General features: G+C 70.3%; 20 protein-coding genes. 14 read left to right on the forward strand and 6 right to left on the reverse strand.

Annotated features, from left to right (window positions below; translation table 11 throughout):
* The first annotated feature begins 583 nt into the window (after positions 1-583).
* From cysT to ACIPQB_RS12670, 3 genes are all read left to right on the forward strand, one after another.
* Positions 584-1,480: a sulfate ABC transporter permease subunit CysT gene (gene cysT, locus ACIPQB_RS12660; RefSeq protein WP_446485774.1), complete on the forward strand. Its 897-nt coding sequence runs from the start codon at positions 584-586 to the stop codon at positions 1,478-1,480.
* Positions 1,480-2,352: a sulfate ABC transporter permease subunit CysW gene (cysW, locus tag ACIPQB_RS12665; protein WP_446485592.1), complete on the forward strand. Its 873-nt coding sequence runs from the start codon at positions 1,480-1,482 to the stop codon at positions 2,350-2,352. Before cysT ends, cysW begins: the two co-directional genes overlap by 1 nt.
* 65 nt (positions 2,353-2,417) lie before the next feature.
* Entirely contained in the window at positions 2,418-3,437 is a 1,020-nt protein-coding gene (locus ACIPQB_RS12670) for a sulfate/molybdate ABC transporter ATP-binding protein (RefSeq protein ID WP_446485593.1), read from the forward strand.
* 6 nt (positions 3,438-3,443) lie between these two features.
* On the opposite strand, the gene ACIPQB_RS12675 is transcribed toward ACIPQB_RS12670, so the two are convergent.
* The 3 genes from ACIPQB_RS12675 to ACIPQB_RS12685 all read right to left on the reverse strand — a co-directional run bounded on the left by ACIPQB_RS12675 (position 3,444) and on the right by ACIPQB_RS12685 (position 6,964).
* Positions 3,444-4,427 carry a transglutaminase family protein gene (locus tag ACIPQB_RS12675; protein ID WP_446485594.1) on the reverse strand — a complete coding sequence of 328 codons (984 nt, stop codon included), beginning with the start codon at positions 4,425-4,427 and terminating at the stop codon, positions 3,444-3,446.
* An 18-nt stretch (positions 4,428-4,445) separates the two neighbouring features.
* Positions 4,446-5,387, reverse strand: a complete 942-nt coding sequence (locus ACIPQB_RS12680; RefSeq protein WP_446485595.1) for an alpha-E domain-containing protein — start codon at positions 5,385-5,387, stop codon at positions 4,446-4,448.
* A gap of 65 nt (positions 5,388-5,452) precedes the next feature.
* Complete coding sequence (locus ACIPQB_RS12685) at positions 5,453-6,964, reverse strand: circularly permuted type 2 ATP-grasp protein (RefSeq protein ID WP_446485596.1); 1,512 nt, start codon at positions 6,962-6,964, stop codon at positions 5,453-5,455.
* A gap of 256 nt (positions 6,965-7,220) precedes the next feature.
* Here ACIPQB_RS12685 and ACIPQB_RS12690 point away from each other — a divergent pair, with 256 nt between their 5' ends.
* The 7 genes from ACIPQB_RS12690 (at position 7,221) to ACIPQB_RS12720 (ending at position 18,935) form a co-directional block, all read left to right on the forward strand.
* Positions 7,221-9,005, forward strand: a complete 1,785-nt coding sequence (locus tag ACIPQB_RS12690) for an autotransporter assembly complex protein TamA (protein WP_446485597.1) — start codon at positions 7,221-7,223, stop codon at positions 9,003-9,005.
* Positions 9,002-13,177 (forward strand): translocation/assembly module TamB domain-containing protein, encoded by a 4,176-nt coding sequence (locus tag ACIPQB_RS12695; RefSeq protein WP_446485598.1) that lies wholly within the window; start codon positions 9,002-9,004, stop codon positions 13,175-13,177. The genes ACIPQB_RS12690 and ACIPQB_RS12695 overlap by 4 nt, the downstream gene beginning before the upstream one ends.
* A 186-nt stretch (positions 13,178-13,363) precedes the next feature.
* The gene (locus ACIPQB_RS12700; RefSeq protein ID WP_446485599.1) at positions 13,364-14,623 is read left to right on the forward strand and encodes a hydrolase; all 1,260 of its coding nucleotides are present in this window, start codon (positions 13,364-13,366) and stop codon (positions 14,621-14,623) included.
* A 1-nt stretch (position 14,624) separates the two neighbouring features.
* A complete protein-coding gene (locus tag ACIPQB_RS12705; RefSeq protein ID WP_446485600.1) occupies positions 14,625-15,629 on the forward strand; it encodes an arginine N-succinyltransferase in 1,005 nt (334 codons plus the stop codon).
* A complete protein-coding gene (gene astD, locus ACIPQB_RS12710) occupies positions 15,626-17,080 on the forward strand; it encodes a succinylglutamate-semialdehyde dehydrogenase (RefSeq protein ID WP_446485601.1) in 1,455 nt (484 codons plus the stop codon). The genes ACIPQB_RS12705 and astD overlap by 4 nt, the downstream gene beginning before the upstream one ends.
* Positions 17,077-18,420 carry an N-succinylarginine dihydrolase gene (astB, locus tag ACIPQB_RS12715; RefSeq protein ID WP_446485602.1) on the forward strand — a complete coding sequence of 448 codons (1,344 nt, stop codon included), beginning with the start codon at positions 17,077-17,079 and terminating at the stop codon, positions 18,418-18,420. The genes astD and astB overlap by 4 nt, the downstream gene beginning before the upstream one ends.
* A gap of 2 nt (positions 18,421-18,422) precedes the next feature.
* Complete coding sequence (locus ACIPQB_RS12720) at positions 18,423-18,935, forward strand: N-acetyltransferase family protein (RefSeq protein ID WP_446485603.1); 513 nt, start codon at positions 18,423-18,425, stop codon at positions 18,933-18,935.
* Between the two features lie 142 nt (positions 18,936-19,077).
* On the opposite strand, the gene ACIPQB_RS12725 is transcribed toward ACIPQB_RS12720, so the two are convergent.
* Positions 19,078-19,881: a LytTR family DNA-binding domain-containing protein gene (locus ACIPQB_RS12725; RefSeq protein ID WP_446485604.1), complete on the reverse strand. Its 804-nt coding sequence runs from the start codon at positions 19,879-19,881 to the stop codon at positions 19,078-19,080.
* Between the two features lie 135 nt (positions 19,882-20,016).
* Between ACIPQB_RS12725 and ACIPQB_RS12730 the strand changes: the two genes are divergently transcribed.
* Complete coding sequence (locus tag ACIPQB_RS12730) at positions 20,017-21,225, forward strand: acyltransferase family protein (protein WP_446485605.1); 1,209 nt, start codon at positions 20,017-20,019, stop codon at positions 21,223-21,225.
* On the opposite strand, the gene phhA is transcribed toward ACIPQB_RS12730, so the two are convergent.
* On the reverse strand, positions 21,183-22,064 hold the full coding sequence (phhA, locus tag ACIPQB_RS12735; RefSeq protein WP_446485606.1) for a phenylalanine 4-monooxygenase: 882 nt from the start codon (positions 22,062-22,064) through the stop codon (positions 21,183-21,185). The genes ACIPQB_RS12730 and phhA overlap by 43 nt on opposite strands.
* Positions 22,065-22,145: 81 nt before the next feature.
* Entirely contained in the window at positions 22,146-22,475 is a 330-nt protein-coding gene (hspQ, locus tag ACIPQB_RS12740; RefSeq protein ID WP_446485607.1) for a heat shock protein HspQ, read from the reverse strand.
* A 160-nt stretch (positions 22,476-22,635) separates the two neighbouring features.
* On the opposite strand from hspQ, the gene ACIPQB_RS12745 reads away from it, so the two are divergent.
* The 3 genes from ACIPQB_RS12745 to ACIPQB_RS12755 all read left to right on the forward strand — a co-directional run bounded on the left by ACIPQB_RS12745 (position 22,636) and on the right by ACIPQB_RS12755 (position 24,896).
* Positions 22,636-23,766: a Ppx/GppA phosphatase family protein gene (locus tag ACIPQB_RS12745; RefSeq protein WP_446485608.1), complete on the forward strand. Its 1,131-nt coding sequence runs from the start codon at positions 22,636-22,638 to the stop codon at positions 23,764-23,766.
* Complete coding sequence (locus ACIPQB_RS12750; protein WP_446485609.1) at positions 23,763-24,470, forward strand: RlmE family RNA methyltransferase; 708 nt, start codon at positions 23,763-23,765, stop codon at positions 24,468-24,470. Before ACIPQB_RS12745 ends, ACIPQB_RS12750 begins: the two co-directional genes overlap by 4 nt.
* A 222-nt stretch (positions 24,471-24,692) precedes the next feature.
* Positions 24,693-24,896 (forward strand): hypothetical protein, encoded by a 204-nt coding sequence (locus ACIPQB_RS12755; protein WP_446485610.1) that lies wholly within the window; start codon positions 24,693-24,695, stop codon positions 24,894-24,896.
* Positions 24,897-24,966: the final 70 nt, after the last annotated feature.

Raw genomic sequence — 24,966 nt, forward strand, 5'->3', positions numbered from 1 at the left:
AAAGGGCGCATGGCCAGCGACCGATGCGGCGGCGGGGGGCGATCGAGCGGGACTGGGCTGGAGGGGGTTACTTCAGCGTGTCCGGGGAGCCTGGCGTTGCAGGCCCCGCCCGCCGTCGGCGTCGACGAGGATAAAGCGCGTGTGTCGAAGATCCGCGCCCTCGTCGCCGGAGCCCGTCGGAAACGGCGGGTTCCGGAGTCCGGCTAGGCCTTAACAGGGCCGCCTACCGGACGCGGACGGAAAACGAGCGCGCGGAGCGATCGGCTTCGTCGAAACGGTACTCACTCAAACACTCCGGACGTCGTCCGGCGCTCCGCGACCCTTTCCATTCCCTCAGCGGTCAGCCGCGTGAGGCGGTCGAAATGCGCCTGCGCCATGGCGCGCGCGCAACGCGGGAGGGTGCTACGGTCCGCGAGAGTTTTTCTGCAAGGCGCGTTTGGCTAACTCTGTTGACCCCACTGGCGTGGTGGGGATTTAAGCCGAGCCAACTTCACCGCGTCCGGGCGCCGTTCGGCGGCCTGGCGCGTTCCTGTCTTCATGGCTCCGTGCGGAGCCCCGCCGGATGCTGGACGACGATCACCTGATGACCGCCGAAACGATTTCCGCGCCCCGTTCCCCTGCGCCCCCCGCCGGACCCAGGCCGCCCGCCGTCCGCCGGCCGCTGTTTCGCCGCCGCTCGGCCATTCCGGGCTTCGGCCTGACCCTGGGCGTCACCCTGACCATCCTGTCGCTGATCGTGCTGATCCCGCTGTCGGCCGTGGCCATCAAGGCCTCCAGCCTGTCGCCGGCCCAGTTCCTGGCCGCCGCGTTCTCGGAGCGGGCGGTGGCCGCCTATCGCCTGACGTTCGGGGCGGCCTTCGTGGCGGCGGTGATCAACGGGGTGTTCGGGGTGCTGACCACCTGGGCCCTGGTCCGCTACGACTTTCCGGGCAAGGCGGTGGTCAACGCCCTGGTCGACCTGCCGTTCGCCCTGCCCACCGCCGTGGCCGGCATCGCCCTGGCCACCCTCTACGCCCCCAACGGCTGGATCGGGCAGGTCCTGACCCCGCTGGGGATCAAGGTCGCCTACAACCCGGTCGGCGTGACCATCGCCCTGACCTTCATCGGCCTGCCGTTCGTGGTCCGCACGCTGGAGCCGGTGATGCGCGACCTGTCGGCCGACGTCGAGGAGGCCGCCGCCAGCCTGGGGGCCGGGCGCCTGGCCACCATCGTCCGGATCATCCTGCCAGCCCTGGGCCCGGCCTGGCTGACCGGCTTCGCCCTGGCCTTCGCCCGCGGGGTGGGCGAGTACGGCTCGGTGATCTTCATCGCCGGCAACATGCCCTACAAGTCGGAGATCGCCCCGCTGCTGATCATCATCCAGCTGGAGCAGTTCGAATACGCCAACGCCGCGGCCATCGCCCTGGTGATGCTGGGCGTGTCGTTCCTGATGCTGCTGGTCATCAACGCGGTCCAGGCCTGGGCCCGGAGGTTCGCCTGATGGCCGTCCCAGCGTCCCCCGTCCAAGCGTCTAAGGCCCGCCACCCGACCGAGGATCCGGTCTGGGCCAAGATCGTCGTCATCGGCCTGGTCCTGGCCTTCCTGGGCCTGGTGCTGATCCTGCCGCTGACGGTGGTGTTCGTCGAGGCGCTGCGCAAGGGCCTGGGCCCGGCCCTGCAGGCCATCGCCGATCCCGACGCCGTGGCGGCCATCAAGCTGACCCTGATCGCGGCCGGCATAGCCGTGCCGTTCAACGTCGTCTTCGGCCTGTGCGCCGCCTGGGCGATCGCCAAGCACGAGTTTCCGGGCAAGCCGCTGCTGATCACCCTGATCGACCTGCCGTTCTCGGTGTCGCCGGTGGTCGCCGGCCTGATCTATGTGCTGGTGTTCGGCATGCAGGGCTGGTTCGGCGAGCGGCTGATCGACCACGACATCAAGATCATCTTCGCCACCCCCGGCATCGTGCTGGCGACGATCTTCGTGACCTTCCCGTTCATCGCCCGCGAGCTGATCCCGCTGATGCAGGAGCAGGGCGTGGCCGAGGAGGAGGCCGCCGTCTCGATGGGCGCCTCGGGGATCTACACCTTCTGGCGGGTGACCGCGCCCAACGTGCGCTGGGGCCTGCTGTACGGCGTGCTGCTGTGCAACGCCCGGGCCATGGGCGAGTTCGGCGCGGTGTCGGTGGTCAGCGGCCACATCCGCGGCCTGACCAACACCATGCCGCTGCACGTGGAAATCCTCTACAACGAATACAGCTTCGTGGCCGCCTTCTCAGTCGCGGCCCTGCTTTGCCTGCTGGCGGTGGTGACCCTGGCGCTCAAGAGCCTGCTCGAGATCGCCCAGCCCGCGGTCAAGCGCGGCGGCGGGCACTAGGGGCGCGCCCATGCCATCGCCGCCTCGCCTGACAACGTTTTGACAGACCGGAACGAAACGACCCCATGACCATCTCCATCCGTTCCGTCGAAAAGAAGTTCGGCCGCTATCCGGCGCTGAACAAGGTCGACCTGGAGATCGCCGACGGCGAGCTGCTGGCGCTGCTGGGGCCGTCGGGCTCGGGCAAGACCACCCTGCTGCGCACCATCGCCGGCCTGGAGTTCCCCGACCAGGGCCAGGTGCTGTTCGAGGACCGCGACGTCACCTTCGCCTCGGCCGCCGCCCGCCGGGTGGGCTTCGTGTTCCAGCAATATGCGCTGTTCAAGCACATGACCGTGGCCAAGAACATCGCCTTCGGCCTGGACGTCCGCAAGGGCGGCGACAAGCCGTCCAAGGCCGAGATCAAGGCCCGGGTCGAGGAGCTGCTGAAGCTGGTCGAGCTGGACGGCCTGGGCGGTCGCTATCCCTCGCAGCTGTCGGGCGGCCAGCGCCAGCGGGTGGCGCTGTCGCGGGCCCTGGCCGTGCAGCCCAGCGTGCTGCTGCTCGACGAGCCGTTCGGGGCTCTGGACGCCACGGTGCGCAAGTCGCTGCGCAAGGAGCTGCGCCGGGTGCACGACGCCACCGGCGTCACCACCATCTTCGTCACCCACGACCAGGAAGAGGCGCTGGAGCTGGCCGACCGGGTGGCGATCCTCAACGCCGGCCGCATCGAGCAGATCGGCACGCCGCACGAGGTGCACGACGATCCGGCCTCGCCCTTCGTCTGCGGCTTCGTCGGCGAGGCCAACCGCTTCGAGGGCACAGTGTCGGGCGGCCGATTCACCGCCGGGCCGGTGGCGCTGCCGGCGGCCCAAACCGTCGACGGCCCGGCCGTGGCCTTCGTGCGGCCGCACGACTTCGTGCTCGAGGCCGGCGGCTTCCCGGTCCAGGTCCAGCGCGTGGTCATCCAGGGGCCGCTGGCCCAGGTCGACGCCCGGCTGCCGGACGGCCGCCACATCGAGATCTGCGCCGCCCGCGACGAGGCGGCCAACTTCACCGGCGAGGTGACGCTGTCGGCCCGCCGGGTCCACGTGTTCGCGGTTTAGGCTGACCTACTGCTGCTGCTGCTGGCGCTGCTGGTGCTCGCGGATGGCGTCGGCGTTGGCCCGGCGGCGGTTGGAGCCGAACGGCGTCGAGGGCCGCGGCAGGCGCAGGAACTCCGGCTCGGCCAGGGCGGCGCGGGCCCGCCGCACCGAGACTCCGACCGCCAGGTGGCTCTCGGAATCGCCCTTGTAGACGCCGCGCGACGGGGTGACGTCGCCATAGTCCCGCCCGACCGCCACCGCCACGTGCCGCTCGCCGGTCATGACATTGTTGGTCGGGTCGAAGCCGATCCAGCGATAGCTGGGCAGGAACACCTCGACCCAGGCGTGGGTGGCGTCGGGATCGGAGCGGTCGCCGGCCTCGCGGTCGGTGAACAGATAGCCCGAGACGTAGCGGGCCGGCACGCCCCAGGCGCGGCAGATGGCCAGCATGATGTGGGCGAAGTCCTGGCAAACGCCGCGGCCGGCGCTGAGGGCCAGGTCGATCGGGCTGTCGGCGTCGGTGACCCCGGGCTGGTACTCGAAGGCCTTGTAGAGCGTGTCGCACAGGGCCTGGACCGCCGAGAACGGGTCGCGCCGGCGCAGCTCGTCGATCCCGTGCTCGGCGATGAAGGTCTCCAGGGCGGGGGTGACCCGCACGAAGCCGTGGGGCTGCAGATAGTCGAAGCACTCGCCGCGCACGAAGCCGCTCTTCAGCCGCTCCCACTCGCCCATGTCCAGGGCCGTCGGCAGCTCGTGCACCGGCTCGGTCTCGACCGCCGAGCGGGCGATGATGGTCAGGCCGTCGTGCGGCTGGGGGACGTCGAAATGGTAGACGGCGTTGCCGAAGCTGTCGGCGTAGGAGAACACCTGGGCGGCCGGCTCGATCTCCAGCTCGAAGCTGACCAGCCGCTGGCGGGCGCCCTTCTGGGGCTGCATCCACAGCTCCATCAGGCTTTCGCGGACCGGCCGCTCATAGTGATACTGGGTGATGTGGCGGATCTCGAGCAGCACGGGAACGTCTTTCTGGGCCTAGGCGGGAAGGCGCATTTCGAGGGGATAGGCGACGAAGGTCTCATAGATCGCCTCGTGAATGCGCGAACATTCGTTGACCACGGTGGTCAGCAGGGCGCTGGCCCCCTGGGCCTGCAACTCGTCGAGATCGGCGAACTGCAGCCGGGCCTTCAGTCGCCCGGCCAGGCGTTCCGGACCGGTGCGGCCGTTGGCCTCGGTGTGGCGGGCCAGGACCGCCAGGTGCTCCTCGATGCGCGAGGTGACGAAGCGGATCGAGCGCGGGAAGTCCTCGTCGAAGACCAGGAACTCCAGGATGTGCCGCGGCTCGATCTCGGCCGTGTAGACCCGCAGATAGGGCTCCAGGGCGCAGGCCATGCGCAGCAGGCTGACCAGGGCGATGTGGTCGTTGATCTCGCGACCCGGACCCTCGGCGAAGCACACCTCCAGCAGGCTGGAGACCAGCTGGGCGCGCTCCAGGTACATGCCGACCATCATGAACCGCCAGCTCTCGCCATGGCTCATGGTGGCGTCGGCCGCGCCCTTGAACAGATGCACGTCGGAGATCATGTCGTGCAGGAAGTTGTCGGCCCCGTCGGCGAACTCGCGCCCGGCCCGCTCGTCGGTGACCTTCAGATAGAGCAGGTTCAGCCGCTCCCAGGTCTCGGTGGTGATCTGGTCGCGGACCTGGCGGGCGTTCTCGCGGGCCCGGGCCAGGGACGAGACCACCGAATTGGGGTCGGCCCGGTCGAGGACCAGCGAGCGCGCGGCCTCGAACGGGGCGACGGCCCCGATCTCGGTCTTGCCAACCGCCGACAGGGCGATCCACACCGCCTGGGCCCCGGCGTCGGTCTGGTCGAGGGTGGCGTTGAGCATGACGCTCGACAGCCGCGCCAGGTGTTCGGCCCGCTCCATGTAGCGGCCCAGCCAGTAGAGGCTGTCGGCGACCCTGGCGAGCATCATGCGAGCACCCCCTTGCTAAACAAGTCGAGCATCATCGACGCCTCTTTTCGTCAGGGAACCGGGCCTCATGCGTGCCCTCCCGCGCCGTTGGTCGGCGCCTCTTCGGCGAGCACCCAGGTGTCCTTCGATCCGCCGCCCTGGCTGGAATTGACCACCAGGGAGCCGCGCTTGAGGGCCACGCGGGTCAGGGCCCCGGGGGTGACCACGGTCTTCTCGCCCGACAGGATGAACGGCCGCAGGTCGACGTGGCGCGGCTCGATCCGCCCGTCGACCAGGCAGGGGGCGGTCGACAGCTGGATGGTCGGCTGGGCGATATAGTTGGCCGGGTCGGCCCGCAGGGCGTCGGCGAAGTCGGACCGCTCCTTGGCCGAGGCGTGCGGCCCGACCAGCATGCCGTAGCCGCCCGACGCGCCCACGGCCTTAACCACCAGCTTGTCGAGATTGGCCAGCACGTGGCTGAGCTGGGCCGGCTCGCGGCACAGGAAGGTCTCGATGTTCGGCAGGATGGCGTCCTCGCCGAGATAATAGCGGATGATGTCGGGCACGAAGGCGTAGACGGCCTTGTCGTCGGCCACCCCGGTGCCGGGCGCGTTGCACATCACCACATTGCCGGCGCGGTAGGCGTTGAACAGGCCCGCCGCCCCCAGCGACGAATCACGGCGGAAGGCGAGGGGGTCAATGAAGTCGTCGTCGACCCGGCGATAGATCACGTCCACCCGCCGCAGGCCGGTGGTGGTGCGCATGTAGACCATGTTGTCATGGACCACGAGGTCGCGCCCCTCGACCAGCGGCACGCCCATCAGTCGCGCCAGGTAGGCGTGCTCGTAATAGGCCGAGTTATAGACACCGGGGGTCAGCACCACGACCTGCGGATTCGGCCGCCAGTCGGCGCTCATGCTCTTGAGCGTGGCCAGCAGCAGGTCGGGATAGCGCTCGACCGGCCGCACCCCCGCCTCGCGATAGGCGCCGGGGAAGGTGCGCTTGGAGGCGTCGCGGTTGGCCAGCATGTACGAGACGCCCGAGGGCACCCGCAGATTGTCCTCCAGCACCGCGAACTCGCCGTCCTGGCCGCGGATCAGGTCGCTGCCGCAGACATTGGCGTAGGCCTTGTGCGGCACATAGACGTTCTGCATCTCGCGACGGTACGAGGGCGCGCCCAGCACCAGTTCGCGCGGCACCACCCCGTCCATCAGGATCTGCTGCTCGCCATAGATGTCGGCCAGGAACATGTTCAACGCCTGCAGGCGCTGGATCAGCCCGGCCTCTATCTTGGCCCATTCCTGAGCCGGCAGGATGCGCGGGAAAAGGTCGGTGGGGATGATCCGTTCGGTGGCGCTGTCGGCCCCGTAGACCGTGAAGGTGATGCCCTGCAGCAGGAACGACCGCTCCAGCATGCGCTGGCGATCGGCCAGCTCTCCGGCCCCGAGGGTCGAGATTCGGGTCTGCAGCGCCGCATAATGCGCCCGCACGTCGCCGCCCTTGGCGATCATCTCGTCATAGGCGACGCCCGGCAGATAGGCCGCCCCGGTCATCGGCAGGCTGGGAGTATCGTCGATGGTCTGGATTTTCACCGGCACGCCCGTGTCCACTTTGTCCGCCCTCCACGCCGAATTGGGCGGCGTGTTCGCCCCAACCTAGAACGTCGGATCGCCGCAAGGCGCGCTTTTCTTGTCGCGTCGCTCCGATGTGCACGACTGCCCATCATTTGGGCGCCATTCTCGGCGAGAGAGAAGGGGCTGGTTGTCAGGTTTGGATACATTTCGTCGCGTGACACGCGACGGGGGGGCGACTACAGGGGTTCAGGGGCGCTCCGCGCGGGGATTTGAAGGCTTGGTGCGTAAGAGATTTGCCCTAGGTGCGACCCTGGCGATCTTGCTGATCGCCGGCCACGCCAGCGCGGAAGAGCCGGCGGCGACCGTCACCGGCGTCGACGACCGTTCGCTGCGCGAGGCGATCCAGCGGGCCATGACGCAATCCAAGATCCCGCCCCGCAGCCGTTCGGAGGCCCGGCGCCGCGCCCGCGACGCCGGCGACCAGGCCGTCGCCGTGTTGCGGGCCGAAGGCTATTACGCCTATGTCGTCGAGCCCGAGGTCAGCGAAGCCAATCCGCCGCGCGCCATCCTGAAGATCACCCCGGGTCCGGTCTTCGTCTTCGCCGATCCCAGGCTGGCCTGGAGCGGCGCGGCGCCGGACGAGGGCGTCGTGCAGCGCGCCCAGGCGGCCATGCACCTGACGCCGGGGGCGCCGGGCCGCGCCGCCGACGTCCTGGGCGCCGAAGGGCGGGTGATCGCCCAGGTGCAGCAGCTGGGCTATGCGGACGCCGTGGCCGAGCCGCGCGAGGTGATCGTCGACCACGCCGACCACACGGTGCGCCCCACCTTCAAGATCGCCGCCGGCGACCTGACCCGGGTCGACGGCGTCCAGGTGATCACCCAGGGGCGCTCCAGTCTGGAATGGGTGCAGCGGCTGGCCCCGTGGAAGCCGGGCGACGTCTACGAGCCCGACGACGTCGCCGAGCTTGAGCGCCGGCTGCGCGACACCGGGGTCTACGACACGGTGTCGGTGGCGCTGGCGCCAAAGGAAAAGGCCACTGCCGACGGGTTGCGACCGATCATGGTGACCCTGGCCGACCGCAAGGCCCACACGATCGAACTGGGCGCCGGCTATTCGACCACCGACGGTCCGGGCGTCGACGCCAAGTGGATCCGCTACAACCGCCTGCATCGCGCCGACACCACCACCCTGACCGCCAGGCTGGCCAAGCTGGACAGCCGGCTGGAGGCCGAGCTGGCGCTGCCGCACTGGCGGCGCAGCCAGCAGACCCTGAAGCTGAACACCGCCATCTTCCGCGACAACACCGACGCCTATCTCGAAACCGGGGCCCATGTGGGCGTCGACCTGACCCGTCGGCTGCAGCCGACCATTTACCGCACCTATGGCGTGTCGCTGGACCTGTCGCAGATCGATTCGCCCACCGCCGTGACCGGCGGGACCGCCAATGTCCGCCAGAACTTCGCGACCCTGACCACCCTGGCCGCCTATGCCTGGGACCGCTCCGACAGCGTGCTCGATCCCACCCGCGGCTGGCGCGTGGCGTTCCGCGGCGAACCCACGGCCCTCACCGGCGACATCACCATGGCCTTCGTCAAGGCCCAGGCCCAGGGCTCGGCCTATCTGCCGTTCGGCGAGGGCGCGCGCACCGTGCTGGCGGCCCGGGTGAAGGCGGGGCAGATCCTGGGCGGGACCATGCCGGAGGTGCCGGCCTCCAAGCGCTTCTATGCCGGCGGCGGCGGCTCGGTGCGCGGCTATTCCTACCAGGCGATCGGGCCGCGGATCGGAACCACCAGCACGCCGCAGGGCGGGCTTTCGCTGCTCGAATCCTCGGTCGAGCTGCGCCACCGGTTCACCGACCACTGGGGCGGGGTCGCGTTCATCGACGCCGGGGCGGTGGGCGTCGACAAGTGGCCCAACGGGGCGGATTTCGGGGTGGGCGTCGGGCTTGGCGTCCGCTACGACCTGGGCTTCGGACCCATCCGCGCCGACTTCGCCGTGCCGATCGACAAGCGCCAGGGCGACCCGGCGTTCCAGATCTATATCAGCATCGGGCAGAGCTTTTGACCGACGCCGCGCCGCCGCCTGAAGACAGCTCGGAAGCCGCCGCCGAGGCGGTGGTCAAGGTCGCGCGCAAGATCGGCGGCCCCGGTTGGCTGATCATTATTTCGGTGAGCCTGGTGGTGCTGGTCGCCGCCCTGCTCGGCGGGGTGCGGTTGGGCGTCCTCACGCCCCAGGGGCGGGCCTTCCTGGAGGCGCGGACCAGCGGCCTGAAGCTGGGCCGCATCGGCCGCCTGAAGATCGAAGGCCTGACCGGCGACATCTGGAGCGATTTCGCCGTCCGCCGCCTGACCATCGTCGACGAGAAGGGCGTCTGGCTGGAGGCCGCCGACGTCAAGGTCGCCTGGCGGCCGGCCGAGCTGTTCGGCCGCCGATTCCACGCCGACTCCATCGCCGCGCGCCAGGTGCTGCTGCTTCGCCGCCCGACCCTGGGCCCCAAGGGCAAGTCCAGCGCCGCTCCGCTGTCGGTCGATCTCGACCGCGTCGCTCTGCGGCTGACCTCCCGGCCCGAGTTCAGCCGCCAGGCCGGCGACTTCGACCTGAGCGGCGACTACGAGTCCGAGCGGAACGGCGGCCAGAAGGGCGCCCTGACGGTGCTCAGCCGCATGCACGCCGGCGACCACCTGAAGCTGGTCTTCGACCTGGGCCGCAACCAGACCCTGCTGCTCGACGCCCAGGCGCGCGAGGCCAATGGCGGGGCCCTGGCCGGGGCGCTCGGCCTGGCCCCGGACCGCGCGTTCGACCTGGACGCCAAGGCCAGCGGCACGACCAGCCAGGGCGCGTTCACGGTGCTGGCGCGATCGGGCCAGGCGACGCCGCTCAAGGCCGGCGGGGCCTGGAGCCCGCAAGGCGGCTCGGCCTCCGGCGACATCGACCTGTCGGCCTCGACCCTGACCCAGCGCGAGGCGGCGATGTTCGGCGCCAGCGCCCGGTTCTCGATCGTCGGCCGCAAGGCCGGGGCGTTCAGCGCTCTCGACCTCAAGGTCGCCGCGCCCAATCTCGACCTGGTCGCCCACGGCCCGGCCGACCTGGCCAAGCGGCTCACCGGCCCCGAAGGCCTGGCCTTCACCGCCAAAGTCGCCAACCTCTCCAAGGTCACGCCCCTGCCGACGATGGGCGCAGGCGTCGCCGACGGCGTCTTCCACCTGGACGACCAGGGCTTCGCGATCGACGGCCGGGTCGACGTGCGCAACCTGTCCTGGCTCGGCTACCGCCTGGCCCGGGCCAAGGGGCCGGCCAGCCTCGCCTGGAAGCGCGGCGAGCTGACGATCAAGGCCGACGCCACGACCGAGGGCGGCGGCGGCGAGGGCCTGCTGGCCGTGCTGGGCCGCGCGCCCTCCGCCCGGTTCGAAGGGGCGCGGCTCAAGGACGGCCGTTTCCTGATCCGCTCGGCCAAGGTGACCGCCCCCAACCTGGTCGTCGACGCCGCCGGCGAACGCGGCGTACTGGGCGGGCTGTCGTTCAAGGGCGAGGCCAGGGTCGCGTCCCTGGCCCCCGTCCATGCCGGCATGGCCGGCCAGGCCAGCGCCCGCTGGTCGGCCAGCCAGGCGGTCAACCGGCCCTGGCTGCTGTCGGTCGAGGCGCGGGGCGCCAATTTCGCCTCCGGCCTGCCGGAGTTGGACCGGCTGCTGGGCAAGACGCCCCGGCTGAACGCCCGCGGCGACTGGGCCGACAACCGCCTGTCGATCGCCGACGCCAAGCTCGACGGAACCGCCGCCGCGGTGCGGGCCTCCGGCGTGCTCGGCCCGGGAACGGCCCTGGGCTTCAAGCTCGACTGGACGGCCAGCGGGCCGTTCAGCGCCGGCCCGGTCGAGGTGGCCGGCAAGGCCAAGGGCACCGGCGCGATCACTGGAACCCTGGCGGCGCCCAAGGCCGACCTGGTCGCGGACTTCGACGCCATCGACGTGCCGCGCCTGCCGCTGAAGAACGCCCATGTGGTGCTGTCCTTCGCCAAGGGCGCGGACGGAACCGACGGCGCGGCGTCGATCGAGGCCGGCAGCCAATATGGCCCGGCCCGCGGCCGCACCGCATTCCGCTTCGCGCCGGGCGGGCTGGAGCTCTCCGGCCTCGACGTCGACGCCGGCGGGGCCAAGGCCAAGGGCGGGGTCAGCCTGCGCAGCGGCCGTCCGGCGACCGCCGACCTGACCCTGGCGGTCGGGCCCGGCGCCTTCCTGCCCCAGGGCACGGTCACGGGCGCGGCGCGGATCACCGACGGCGCGGGCGGGGCGATGGCCCAGCTCGACCTCGTCGCCGACGACGTGATCGGCGGGGCGTGGAAGGTGCGGCACGCGGCGATCAAGGCCTCCGGCCCCATGGCCCGCCTGCCGCTGACCGTCGACGCCCGCGGCGAGGCCTCGGCCGGGCGCTGGAAACTGGCCGGTTCGGGCGTGCTCAGCCAGGAGGGCGAGCAATATCTGCTGGGCCTGGACGCGGCCGGGAGCATGGCCCGCACCGAGATCAAGACCCGCGAAGCCGCCCAGATCCGCTTCGGCGGCCCGCGCACGGCCGCGCGGCTGCGGCTGTCGGTCGGCGACGGCCAAGCCGATCTCGACGCCGACGTCGGCGGCGACCTGGCCAATCTGAAGGCCGAACTGACGGGGGTCAGCCTGACGGCCCTGAATCCCGACCTGGCCGGCAAGATCGACGCCCGGGTCGCTCTCAACGGTGCGGGGCCGGCGCTGTCGGGCGAGTTCAACGCCGTCCTGGCCGGAGCCCGCGAGCGCGGGTCCCGCCCCGACCAGGCCTTGAACGCCCAGATCCGCGGCGCGCTGCGCGACAGCCAGATGACGATCACGGCCACCAGCTCCAACAGCCTGGGTCTGCGGGCCGAAGCCGAGGTGACCCTGCCGACCGAGGCTTCGGCCAAGCCGTTCCACCTGGCGATCGACCGCACCCGCGCCGTGCACGGCCAGTTCCTGGCCCAGGGCGAAATCAAGCCGCTGTGGGACCTGCTGGGCAGCTCCGAGCGCAGCGTGTCGGGCAAGGTCGACGCCCAAGGCACCCTGGCCGGCACCCTGGCCGACCCGCGCCTGACCGGCCGGGCCAGCCTGGAGGGCGGCCGGGTCGACGACGGCCAGACCGGCTTCAGCCTGCGCGACGTGTCGGTGCAGATGGCTCTGGCCGACAACGCCATCGACGTCAGCCAGGCGTCCGGCGGCGACGGGCAGGGCGGTTCGGTCTCGGGCTCCGGCCGCATCAGCCTGGCCCGCGACGGCGTCGGCAGCTTCCGCCTGGACCTGAAGGGCTTCCGGGTCATCGACAACGACCTGGCCTCGGCCACGGCCACCGGCCAGACGACGATCAACCGCGGCGCCGACGGCAAGGTCAAGCTGGTAGGGGCCCTGACCATCGATCGGGCCGACGTCTCGGCCCAGAGCAAGACCCCGGCCGGGGTGGTGACCATGGACGTGGTCGAGCGCAACCGGCCGGACGAAATGGACCAGGGCGTCGAGGCCCGCAAGGTCGCCCCTGGCAGCGGCATGGCCCTGGACGTCACCTTGAAGGCGCCGCGCCGGATCTTCGTCCGCGGGCGCGGCCTGGATGTCGAGCTGTCGCTGGACGCCCATGTCGGCGGCTCGACCAACAGCCCCACCCTGACCGGCGAGGCGCGGGTGGTGCGCGGCGAATACGACTTCGCCGGCAAGCGCTTCGAGTTCGACGACGGCGGCACGGTGCGGCTGGCCACCCAGATCGACCGCATCCGCCTGGACCTGACCGCGACCCGCGAGGATCCCACCCTGACCGCCGTGGTGCGGATCCAGGGCACCGCCGCCAAGCCGGAGATCACCCTGACCTCCAAGCCCGAGCTGCCCAGCGACGAGGTGCTGTCGCAGGTGCTGTTCGGGTCGTCGGCGGCCAACCTGACCCCGATCGAGGCGGCGCAGCTGGCCTCGGCCCTGGCGGCGCTGGCCGGCGGCGGCGGCTTCGACGTGATCGGCAACCTGCGCAGCCTGGCCGGCCTGGACCGCCTGTCCTTCGCCGAGAGCGCCACCGGCATGACCGTGTCCGGCGGCAAGTACGTCACCGACGACGTCTATGTCGAGATCATCGGCGGCGGCCGCGAAGGCCCCTCGGCCCAGGTCGAATGGCGGATCCGGCGGGCCCTGTCCCTGGTCTCCAAGATCGCCAGCCAGGGCGACACCCAGCTTTCGGTGCGGTGGAGAAAGGACTACAAGTAGCCCGCTGCCGCCGAATCCGCAGGAATTCGGCGCGGCATGCAGTAGCGATCCGGACTTCGCCCTCGCGGCCCGATGCGAGCCCGTCCGGAGCAAGGCTGTTGCGCGGACGTCCGGTTTCCCCCAGCCAGGAAGCACGAATTGTCCGCGGCCCTTGGTTTAGTTTGAACTGAGGGAGACCACGACTTCATGCGACTCAATGACGAGGATCGCGCCGTCCTGGGGCGTCTGGCCGCGCAAGGTCCGCTGATCATCGACCGGGCGGTGGCCTGGTGCGCGATCAATTCGGGAAGCCGGCACCTGGCCGGACTGGAGCGTCAGCGGCAGGTCCTGCTCGACGCCTTCTCGGGCCTGCCCGCCGCCCCGGCCGACATCCCGCTGGCCGCCTCGCCCGAAATCGACGCCGACGGCAAGCTGGGCGAGCAGCCGCATCCCTGCGCCATCGCCGTGGTGGTGCGGCCCGAGGCGGCGGTCCAGGTCGTGCTGACCGGCCACTACGACACCGTCTATCCGCAGACCAGCCGCTTCCAGACCGTCTCGACCCGGCCGGACGGAGCTCTGCACGGCCCGGGGATCGCCGACATGAAGGGCGGGATCTCGGTGATGCTGGCGGCGCTGGAGGCCTTCGAGCGCCATCCGCTGGCCGATCGCGTCGGCTACCGGGTGCTGCTGTCGCCGGACGAGGAGATCGGCTCGGTCGCCTCGGCCCCGGTCCTGGCGCAGTTCGCGCGCCTGGGCCATGTGGGCCTGACCTATGAACCGGCCCTGGCCGACGGCGCCCTGGCCAGCGCCCGCAAGGGTTCTGGCAATTTCCACATCGTCGTCCACGGCCGCGCCGCCCACGCCGGCCGCGACTTCGCCGCCGGCCGCAACGCAGTGATGGAGGCCGCGCGTCTGGCCCAGGCCCTGCACGCCCTCAACGGCCAGCGTGACGGCGTGACGGTCAATGTCGCCAAGATCGACGGCGGTTCGCCGCTGAACATGGTGCCCGATGTGGCGGTGGTGCGCTTCAATGTCCGCTTCCCCGCCGCCCAGGACGCGGTCTGGTTCGAGGGCGAGGTCGACGCGATCGTCGCCTCGGTGACCGGCGAGGGCCTGCACGCCCACTTGCATGGCCACGTCACCCGCGGCGCCAAGCCGTTCAACGCCGCCCAGCGGCAGCTGTTCGGGGCGGTGCGCGAGGCCGGCGCGCTGCTCGGCCAGGACATCGCTTGGAAGCCGTCCGGCGGGGTCTGCGAGGGCAACAACCTGTTCGCCTCCGGCCTGCCCAATGTCGACACCCTGGGGGTGCGCGGCGGCGACATCCACAGCGAGGCCGAGCACGCCTGGCCCGACAGCTTCGTCGAGCGCGCCCAGCTCTCGGCCCTGATCCTGATGAAACTGGCGAGCGGCGAGATCGATGGTCCCGCCCTGCGCGCCGCCATGACCGACCTTGCGGAGTCCCGTTAGCATGCTCGTCGTCCGTCCCGCGCTGCCCGCCGATTTCGACAGCCTGATGGAGCTGGCCGTGCTGTCGGGCCGCGGCTTCACCAGCCTGCCGGCCGACGAGCAGACCCTGCGCTCGCGCCTGGCGCTGTCCCAGGCCAGCTTCCATTCCGAGGTCGCCGCGCCCGAGGCCTGGTACACCCTGATGCTGGAGGATCTCGAGGCCGGCGATATCGTCGGGGTGGCCGGGATCAAGGCCGGGGTGGGCCTGAAGCGGCCGCATTTCTCGTTCCGCGTCGTGACCCTGGCCCAGTCTTCTCCCACCCTGGACAAGCGCTTCGACCACCGGGCCCTGGTGCTGGTCAACGAATGCGCCGGCTGGTCGGAGGTGGGCTCGCTGTTCCTCAAACCCGAGCGCCGCAAGGGCGGGGCGGGCCGGCTGCTCGCCCAGTCGCGCTACATGCTGATCGGGCTGGAGCCGCAGCGCTTCGCCGAGATGGTGCTGGCCGAGCTGCGCGGCTGGTTCGACGAGGACGGCGGCTGTCCGTTCTGGGACCACGTGGCCAGCAAGTTCTTTCGCCTGGAGTTCGACGAGGCCGACCGGATGAGCGCCTCCACCGACGGCCAGTTCATCCTCGACCTGGCACCGCGCCATCCGATCTATGTCGAACTGCTGCCGTCGGCCGCCTCGGAGACCCTGGGCCGGGTGCACCGCGAGGGCGAGGCGGCGCGGGCCATGCTGGAGGCCGAGGGCTTCCGGTTCTCGGGCCTGGTCGACATCTTTGACGCCGGCCCGACGGTGGCGGCGCGGCGGGATGACATCAAGACGGTGCGCGAGGCGCGGCGGCTGCGGGTGCGGCTGGGCGAGGACGCCTATGGCGAGGAGGCCCTGATCTCCTCGGGCGCGGTCGCCAGCTTCCGGGCGGTGCGGGCGCCGGTGCTGATCGACGGCGAGACGGCGATCATCGGCCGCGACGCGGCGGCGGCCCTGGGCGTGAGCGAAGGCGAAATGGTGCGGGTGAAGGCATGAGCGGCAGCGTGTTCATCGACGGGGTCTGGCGCGCGGGCGCCGGACCGGAGGCGGTTTCGGTCGATCCGACGACCGGCGAGATCATCTGGCGGCAGGCGGTCGCCGACGGCGCGGACGTCGTCGATGCGGTCGCCGCCGCGCGTCGAGCGTTCCCGGCCTGGGCCGACCGGCCGCGCGACGAGCGGATCGCCATCCTGCGCCGCTACAAGGAGGTGCTGACCGCCCGCACCGCCGACTATGCCCAGGCCCTGAGCCGCGAGACCGGCAAGGCGCTGTGGGAGACCAAGGCCGAGCTGGGCTCGATGGCCGGCAAGGTCGACGCCTCGATCAAGGCCTATGAGGAGCGCACCGGCGAGCACGAAAACGCCATGGTCTTCGGCCGGGCGGTGCTGCGCCACCGGCCGCACGGGGTCATGGCGGTGCTGGGACCCTTCAACTTCCCGGGCCACCTGCCCAACGGCCACATCGTGCCGGCCCTGCTGGCCGGGGACACGGTGGTGTTCAAGCCGTCGGAAGAAACGCCCTTGGCCGGGCAGCTCCTGGTTGAGGCCTTGGAGGCGGCCGGGGTTCCGGCCGGGGTCGTCAATCTGGTGCAGGGCGGCCGCGCAGTCGGCCAGGCCCTGATCGACCAGGAGATCGACGGCCTGCTGTTCACCGGCTCGGCCGCCGCCGGGGCCTTTTTCCGCCGCCACTTCGCCGACCGGCCGGACGTGATCCTGGCCCTGGAGCTGGGCGGCAACAATCCGCTGGTGGTCTGGGACGCCGGCGACGCCGAGGCCGTGGCCGCCCTGGTCGTGCAGTCGGCCTTCATCACCACCGGCCAGCGCTGCTCCTGCGCCCGGCGGCTGATCGTCTCGGACGACGCGGCCGGGCGGGCGGTGATCGACGCGGTGGCGGCCCTGGCCGAGCGCCTGGTCATCGGTCCGTGGAATGGCGGCGAGGAGCCGTTCATGGGCCCGCTGATCTCCGACCGCGCCGCCGCCATGGCCCTGGCCGGAGCCAACGCCATGGGCGGCCGAACGGTGCGCGCCATGGCGCCCGTCGACGGCCTGAGCAAGGCCTTCGTCTCGCCGGGCCTGGTCGAGGTCACCGGCCTGGAGATTCCCGACGAGGAGCTGTTCGCGCCCCTGCTCCAGGTGCGCCGGGTCGCTTCGTTCGACGAGGCGATCGCCGCCGCCAACGCCACCCGCTACGGCCTGTCGGCGGGGCTGATCTCAAACGAAACAGCGCATTGGGAGCATTTCCTCAGGCGCATCCGGGCCGGCGTCGTCAACTGGAACCGGCCGACCACCGGGGCGGCGGGGACCATGCCGTTCGGCGGCCTGGGCACCTCGGGCAACCACCGGCCCAGCGCCTATTACGCCGCCGACTATTGCGCCTATCCCGTCGCCAGTTTCGAGGCCGCCAGCGTCAGCGACACCCTGGGCGACATCAAGGGGCTGCGCGCGTGAGCCCGAAGGCGGTCGAGGCCAATTGCGACGGCCTGGTCGGACCCACCCACTCCTATGTCGGCCTGTCGCCCGGCAACATCGCCAGCCAGGCCAACGCCGGCGAGGTCTCCAATCCGCGCGCCGCGGTCCTGGAGGGCCTGACCAAGATGCGGCAGCTGGCCGACTGGGGCGTGCCGCAGTTCGTGCTGCCGCCGCATGAACGGCCGGACCTGGCCCTGCTGCGATCGATCGGCTTTTCGGGCTCCGACGCCCAGGTGCTGGAAACGGCCTGGAAGGACGCCCCGGCCCTGGCGGCGGCGGCCTGTTCGGCCTCGCCGATGTGGGCGGCCAACGCCGCCACCGTCACGCCCAGCGCCGACGCCGCCGACGGCCGGGTGCATTTCACCCCGGCCAACCTGCTGACCAATCTGCATCGCAGCCTGGAGGGGCCGCAGACGGAGCGTTCGCTGCGGCGGTTGTTCCCCGACCAGGCCCGGTTCGCCGTCCATGATCCGCTGCCGGCCCAGCCGCATTTCGCCGACGAGGGCGCGGCCAACCATGTGCGGCTCTGCGCCGACCATGGCGAGCCAGGCGTCAACCTGTTCGTCTGGGGGCGCGAGGCCTGGGAGCACTGGGACGGCCGCTACCCGGCCCGCCAGACCCATGAGGCTTTCGAGGCGGTCGAGCGCCGCCACGGCGCGGCGCGCGGCGTCTTCGCCCGCCAGGGCCGGGCGGCGATCGACGGCGGGGCGTTCCACAACGACGTGGTCTGCGTCGGCACGCGCCAATGCCTGCTGTTCCATGAGCGCGCGTTCGAGGACCGCGCGGCGATGGAGGCCGACGTCCGCCGCGCCGCCGACGGCCTGTTCGAACCGGCCTTCGTCGAGATCAGCGAGGCCGACCTGCCGATGGACGACCTGGTGAAAAGCTATCTCTTCAACTCCCAGCTCCTGGTCCTGCCCGGCGAGGACCGCCTGGTGCTGCTGGCCCCCGGCGAGACCCGTGACAACCCGCGGGCCCACGCCGTCGCCCAGGCCCTGGCCAGCTCCAACGGACCGATCGGCCGGGTGGACTATGTCGACGTGCGCCAGAGCATGCGCAATGGCGGCGGTCCCGCCTGCCTGCGCCTGCGGGTTGTGCTGACCGACGCCGAGCTGGCGGCCGCCAACCCGGCCCAGAGGCTCGACGCCGTCCTGCACGCGCGGCTCAACGCCTGGGCCGAGCGCCGCTATCGCGACCGCCTGGCCCCCGCCGACCTGGCCGATCCGGATCTGATCGTCGAGGGGCGCGAGGCGCTGGACGAACTGACGGCCATCCTCGATCTTGGCGGCGGCTTCTACCCGTTCCAGAGGGCCCTCTGACCGTGAGCGACTTCACTATCCGTCCGGCGACGCCCGACGACGCCGACGCCATCCTGGCCCTGCACCGCAGGGCCGCCGCCCAGCCTGGCGGCCTGGCGCGGCAGCCCGAAGAGGTGACGGCCGACTATGTCGCCCACGCCCTGGCGGCCGCGGCCGACGGCGGCGTCAACCTAGTGGCCGAGAGCGCCGACGGGACGCTGTGCGGCGAGCTGCATGTCGAGCGGATGAAGGTGGCGATCTTCGCTCACGTGCTGACCGACCTGACCGTGGCGGTCGATCCGGACTGGCAGGGCCGGGGCGTCGGCTCGGCCCTATTCCGCGCCCTGATCGCTGCGGCCCGGACGATGACCCCGCCGGTCGGGCGGATCGAGCTGTGGACCGGCGCGGCCAATATCGGCGCCCAGCGGCTCTATGAGCGGCTGGGGTTCAGGATCGAGGGCCGGATGATCGGCCGCGGCCGGCTGCCGGACGGCACGGTGGACGACGACATCGTCATGGGACTGCTGTTGGATTAGGGCGGATCGACATTCAGGCGGTGCGTGGTCCTCGTCCTTCGACAGGCTCAGGATGAGGACCATGTGCGAGCTCGGCGCTTAGAAATCCTCATCCTGAGCTTGTCGAAGGACGAGGTTTTCGGCCGCCACGGCTGAAGCCGTCCTACCCACGCAACGCCGCCAGGGCCTGCGGGAAGCGCCTCGACAGGGGCGCCTCCACCCCGCCGAGTTCGACCGCGTAGTCGCCCGAGCCTTCGGGGCGCAGGCCGGTCACGCGGACCGGATTGACGAGCCAGGAGCGATGGGTGCGCACGAAGCCGTGCTCGGCCATGCCGGTCTCCAGCGCGCTGAGGGACGAGCGCATCAGCGGTCGCCGGCCGTCGGCCAGCAGGAACTCGGCATAGTTGCCGGCCGAGCGCACGGCCAGGATCTCGGAGGCCGGCACGCGCACCAGCCGGGCGCCGTCGCGAATGTCGAAGCTGACGGCGGCCGTCGCCGTCTGGGCGTGGGCCGCGGCCTCGCGGGCGCTGCGTCTCAGCGACAGATAGAAGATGATCGACGCCAGGCCGTAGGCCAGCAGGTCCTTGCGGAACTCGTAGGGAAATTCCGTCGACAACGGCCCGAACCGATAGGGCTCGTGCATCACGGCCAGATAGGCCAGCTTCCGCAGGGCCACGAAACCGGCGACGTGCAACACCGAATAGAGCACGACCGCGGCCAGGTGAACGGGCAGCGCTCGCCACCAGCGCGGCGCCGTTCGCGTGGTCCACACCGCCACAGCAGCGGGAAGCAGGAAGATCACCATCGTCACCAGGGCGCTGCTGGCCTCCCAGATGGTTGGCGCAAGCGCGCCCAGGCGCGGCGCGTCGTGGCGGACGGTCAGGACATTGACCACGGCGAAGCAGCAGACCAGGCCTGCGCCCAAGAGCCAGGCGCGCCAGACGCCCTGGCGCTCTTCGCCGCTCATCCCGAAGAGCGCGCCGCTGGTCCCTGGGGGTTTTCCGTTCGTCCCTGCCGGCGGCCGCCGGTCCCCGGGCGCTTGGCTGCCGGCGGCGGTCCGGGCCACGACGGTCGCATCATCTTTCACGCCGGACGCCTCGCCATGCCTCTGACCGCTTCAAACCCTGACCGCCGCCATGACCTCGACTGGATTCGGGTCGGGGCGTTCTTCCTACTGATTCTGTATCACGTCGGCATGTTCTACGTGCCCTGGGACTGGCACGTGAAGTCGCCGCATCCGGTCGAGGCGCTGGAACTGGCAATGTTCCTGACCAATCCCTGGCGCCTGACACTGTTGTTCCTGGTGTCGGGCGCGGCGACCCGGTTCATGGCCGACAAGGTCACGGTCGGGAAACTGACCGGCGCGCGGATCGCCCGCCTGCTGCCGCCGCTGCTGTTCGCGATGGTCGTGATCGTGCCGCCGCAGTCCTATTATCAGATCGTCGAATATGCGGCCGCCCATCCGGGGAGTTCGCTGACGGTGGACAATTTCTGGGTCCGTTACATCACCGCCTCGGGCCACTGGTGCACCCCCGAGGGCTGCCTGATCACCCCGACCTGGAACCACATGTGGTTCGTGGCCTATCTGCTGTTCTACACCCTGGTGCTGGCTGGCCTGCTGCTGGTCTGGCGGCGACTGGGCGCCCATCTCCAGGCCGCCGCCGAGCGCGTGCTGCGCGGTCCCGGCCTGATCCTGTGGCCGATCCTGTTCCTGGGCCTGCTGCGCGCCACCCTCTATCCGCGCTTCGGCGAGACCCACGCCCTGGTCGGCGACCACTATGTGCATGCGGTGTCGTTCTCGGCCTTCCTGCTGGGGTTCGGCCTGGCCAAGTCCGAAGCGCTGCGCCAGCGGCTGATCGCGGCGCGCTGGCCGGCCATGGTCCTGGCGATCGCCGGCTATCTGGGCTGGGCCACCTACGCCTATGTCTATCGCAACGACACGCCGATCCCGCCCGAGTGGCTGCGCCCGATCATGCGCTTCGTCCAGGCCACCGACGCCTGGTGCTCGATCGCCGCCATCCTGGGTTTCGGGGCCAGGCATCTGAACCGCGGCGGCCCGGTCCTGCGTTACCTGACCCTGGGCGTGTTCCCGTTCTACCTGGTGCATCAGACCCTGATCGTGGTGATGGCCCACCACCTGGCCAAGCTGGGCCTGCCGCAGCCGCTGGAGGCGCTGATCCTGATCGTCTTCACCTTCGCCGGCTGTTTTGCGACCTACGAGATCGTCCGGCGCGTTCCCGGGGTGCGGATCCTGTTCGGCCTGAAAGGTCAGCCGGCCGCCGAGGCCAGCCGGCCGCCGGTTTTCGCATAGGCCTGGGTTCCGGTGGTGATCACCCGGTCGGCGGCGGTGATCTCGGCGATGCCGAGGTCGCTGGCGCCGGCCAGCCGGTCATAGAGCGGGGCGAAGTCGCGCAGGGTCACCTCCTGCAGGGTCTGGATCGACGGGATGACGAAATAGACCTGCTGGAAGTCGTCGATCCGGTAGGGGGTGCGCATCACCCGCTCCAGGTCGAAGCCCAGCCGGTTGGGGGAGGGATCGTCGAGGGCGAAGATAGACTCGGCCCGGGAGGAGGCGATGCCAGCCCCGTAGATACGCAGGCCGGCCGGGGTCTCCATCAGCCCGAACTCGACGGTGTACCAGTAGAGCCGCGCCAGGTTGGCCAGCCGGCCCAGGCTCAAGGCCCGCCGCCCGCCCTGGCCGTAGGCTTGCATATAGTCGGCGAACACCGGGTCGGTCAGCATCGGCACGTGGCCGAACACGTCGTGGAAGACGTCCGGCTCCTGCAGGTAGTCCAACTGGTCGGGCTTGCGGATGAACTGGCCGGCCGGGAAGCGGCGGTTGGCCAGATGGTCGAAGAACACGTCGTCGGGCACCAGGCCCGGCACGGCGACCACGCTCCAGCCGGTCAGGCGCTGGAGTTCCTCGTTGATCCGCCGGAAGTCGGGAATGCCCGACCGGTGCAGGTCCAAGGCGTCGAGGCCGCGCAGGAAGGCGTCGCAGGCCCGGCCCGGGAGCAGGGCGGTCTGGCGCTCATAGAGGGTGATCCAGACCTCGTGCTCGGCCTGGCTATAGGTTTCCCAGCCCTGGTCGATCGTCCAATCGGCCCTCGCCCCCGGGGGCGGGCCGCCGCTGAAGCCGTCTGCGCTCATGCGGTGACGTTACGCCGGGCCGGCGGCAAGTTCCGTTCGGATTTTGCGCGATACCAGCGTCTTCCCGGGCAGACGTTGCGTCTAGTGCGAGATCCGGGGGCGAAGCTTGTAGGCGCCGTGGTCGAAGCTTTCGAAGATCACCGCCGTCTGCGGATGGCCCACCGGCTGACCGGAGTCGTCGGCCAGCAGGTTCTGTTCGGAGACATAGGCGACATAGGTGTTGTCGTCGTTCTCGGCCAGCAGGTGGTAGAACGGCTGGTCCTTGGTCGGCCGGATGTCTTCGGGAATGGAGTTCCACCATTCCTCGGTGTTGGCGAACACCGGGTCGACGTCGAACACCACCCCCCGGAACGGGAAGATCCGGTGCTTGACCACCTGGCCGATCGCGAATTTGGCGAATCTCGAATTCATGCGCTCAGACTAGACCGAGTCTCCTGACTAGAAGCTGAACGTAAAGTTCCGTGGCCAGATAACAAGGCGACGCCTTCCGGCGGGGGAATCTGGTTGCTATGCTCGCTTCCGAAGTGAGGCGGTTCGGCATGAATCGCCTGCGAGACAAGGTGGAAAGACCATGTCGGAGGCGCCGCGAGCGCCCGGCGCGCCTGCGACCCACGCTCAGGGTTCGGGCCGGCGCCGGCCGCCGGGCGAGTCGTCGTGCTATGCGGCGCTCGACCTGGGAACCAACAACTGCCGCCTTTTGGTGGCTACGCCGTCGGCCCGCGGTTTCCGGGTCGTCGAGGCCTATTCCCGCATCGTCAGGCTGGGCGAGGGGCTGTCGCAGAGCGGCCGGCTGTCCGACGAGGCCATGGACCGGTCGATGGCGGCCCTGAAGGTCTGCGCCGAAAAGATCCGCCGCCGCAAGGTGCTGCGGGTCAAGGCGGTGGCCACCCAGGCCTGTCGGGGTGCGACCAATGGTCCCGACTTCGTGCGCCGGGTGGCCGAGGAGACCGGACTGCGGCTGCAGATCATCACGCCCAAGGAGGAAGCCCAGCTGTCGGTGGCCGGCTGCATGAGCCTGTTCGACCGCGAGGCCGAGGCGGCCCTGGTGGTCGATGTCGGCGGCGGCTCGACCGAACTGTCCTGGGTGGACCTGAAAGGCGGCGGGCTGGACGCCAAGCCCCGGCAGTTCGCCGCCTGGCGCCTGCCGATCAAGGCCTGGCTGTCGATCCCGATCGGCGTCGTCACCCTGGCCGAGCGCTTTCCCGAGGGCGAAAGGGTGGAGGAGGGTTGGTTCCGGGCCATGGTCGACGACGTCAAGGCGCGGATCGAGGCCTTTCCCCACGCCGAACCGATGCGAGGCCTGTTCGAGAGCGGGCGGGCCCACATGGTCGGCACCTCCGGCGCGATCACCAGCCTGGCGGGCCTGCACCTGGGCCTGCCGCGCTACGACCGCAACGTCGTCGACGGCCTGTGGATGCACCGCAGCGAGTGCGAGGCGGCCGCCGACCGCCTGCTGGCCCTGAACGCCCGGGAGCGGGCTCTGGAGCCCTGCATCGGGGCCGATCGGGCCGATCTGGTGCTGGCCGGGGCGGCGATCCTGCAGGCGGTGCAGGAGCTTTGGCCGTGTTCGCGCGTGCGTGTGGCCGATCGGGGGCTTAGAGAGGGGCTGCTGATGTCCCTGATGTCCGAGCAACAGAAGAAGCCGCGCCGGCGTCGGCGCGGCGGCGCGGGCCGCGCCAGGCCCGAGACGGTGAACGCATGAACGACGAGCCTCCCCGCAAGCGCATGGTCAAGCCTCCGGCCGGCGGCAACGAGAGCGGTCGCGCCAAGCCGGCGCGGCTGAAGACCGCCTTCGGCCGCACGCCCTCGCAGCAGGCCTGGCTGGAGCGGCAGATCAACGATCCGTTCTCGGCCAAGGCCCGGGCCCTGGGCTATCGCAGCCGCGCGGCCTTCAAGATCAGCGAGATCGACGACAAGCATCACTTCTTCCGCAAGGGCGCGCGGGTCATCGACCTGGGCTGCGCGCCGGGGGGCTGGCTGCAGATCGCCACTGAGCGCGGCGTCACCGACATCGTCGGCGTCGACCTGCTGCCGGTCGATCCGGTGGCCCCGGCCCACATCCTGGAGATGGACTTCACCGACCCGGCCTGTCCGCCGAAGATGCTGGAGCTGCTGGGCGGGGCGCCGGACCTGGTGATGTCCGACATGGCCCCCAACACCGTCGGCCACCGCGAGACCGACCACCTGCGGATCGTCGGCCTGATCGAGATCGGCGCCGACTTCGCCATTGAGGTGCTGAAACCCGGCGGCGCCTTCGTCGCCAAGGCTTTCCAGGGCGGCGAGACGGCGGCGGTGATCGCCCAGCTGAAGAAGCACTTCACCAAGGTCGTCCACTTCAAGCCCAAGGCGAGTCGCAGCGACAGCTCCGAGGTCTTCCTGGTGGCGACAGGTTTCAAGGGGCGGTAGGCGTTGGATTAAGACGCCTTATGATTGATTAACTAATAAAAACTCCTCTCCAGGAGGATTTTCTCAAAGTAGTTTCGGAAATATTTTAAACCTTGAGGAAATATTCCAGCTCCCAAAATCTTGGTGAGTCACGAATTTTACAATTCAAACGCTTGCGATGAAGCGGTGGTCGGCGCGACCTTCACTGCGCGTATTTGACGCGTGAAGATGAGAGGCCGCCCTATGTCCAAGTCCCTGACTATCGCCATTGCGCTCGCCATCGGACTGTCGGCGGCGGGCTCGTCCGCCTTCGCCGCGCCCTGCAAGGACGCCAAGGGCAAGTTCACCAAGTGTCCGGCCGCCGCCGCGGCCAAGCCGGTCAAGTGCAAGGACGCCAAGGGCAAGTTCGCCAAGTGCTCCGCGCCCGGCGCCAAGCCCATGACCTGAGGCGATCCGGCGGCGCCGAGCCTCGTTCGACGCCGCCGACCCTGAACTTCAGGCTCCATCGTCACCATTT

The sequence above is a fragment of the Caulobacter sp. LARHSG274 genome (genome assembly GCF_052871235.1).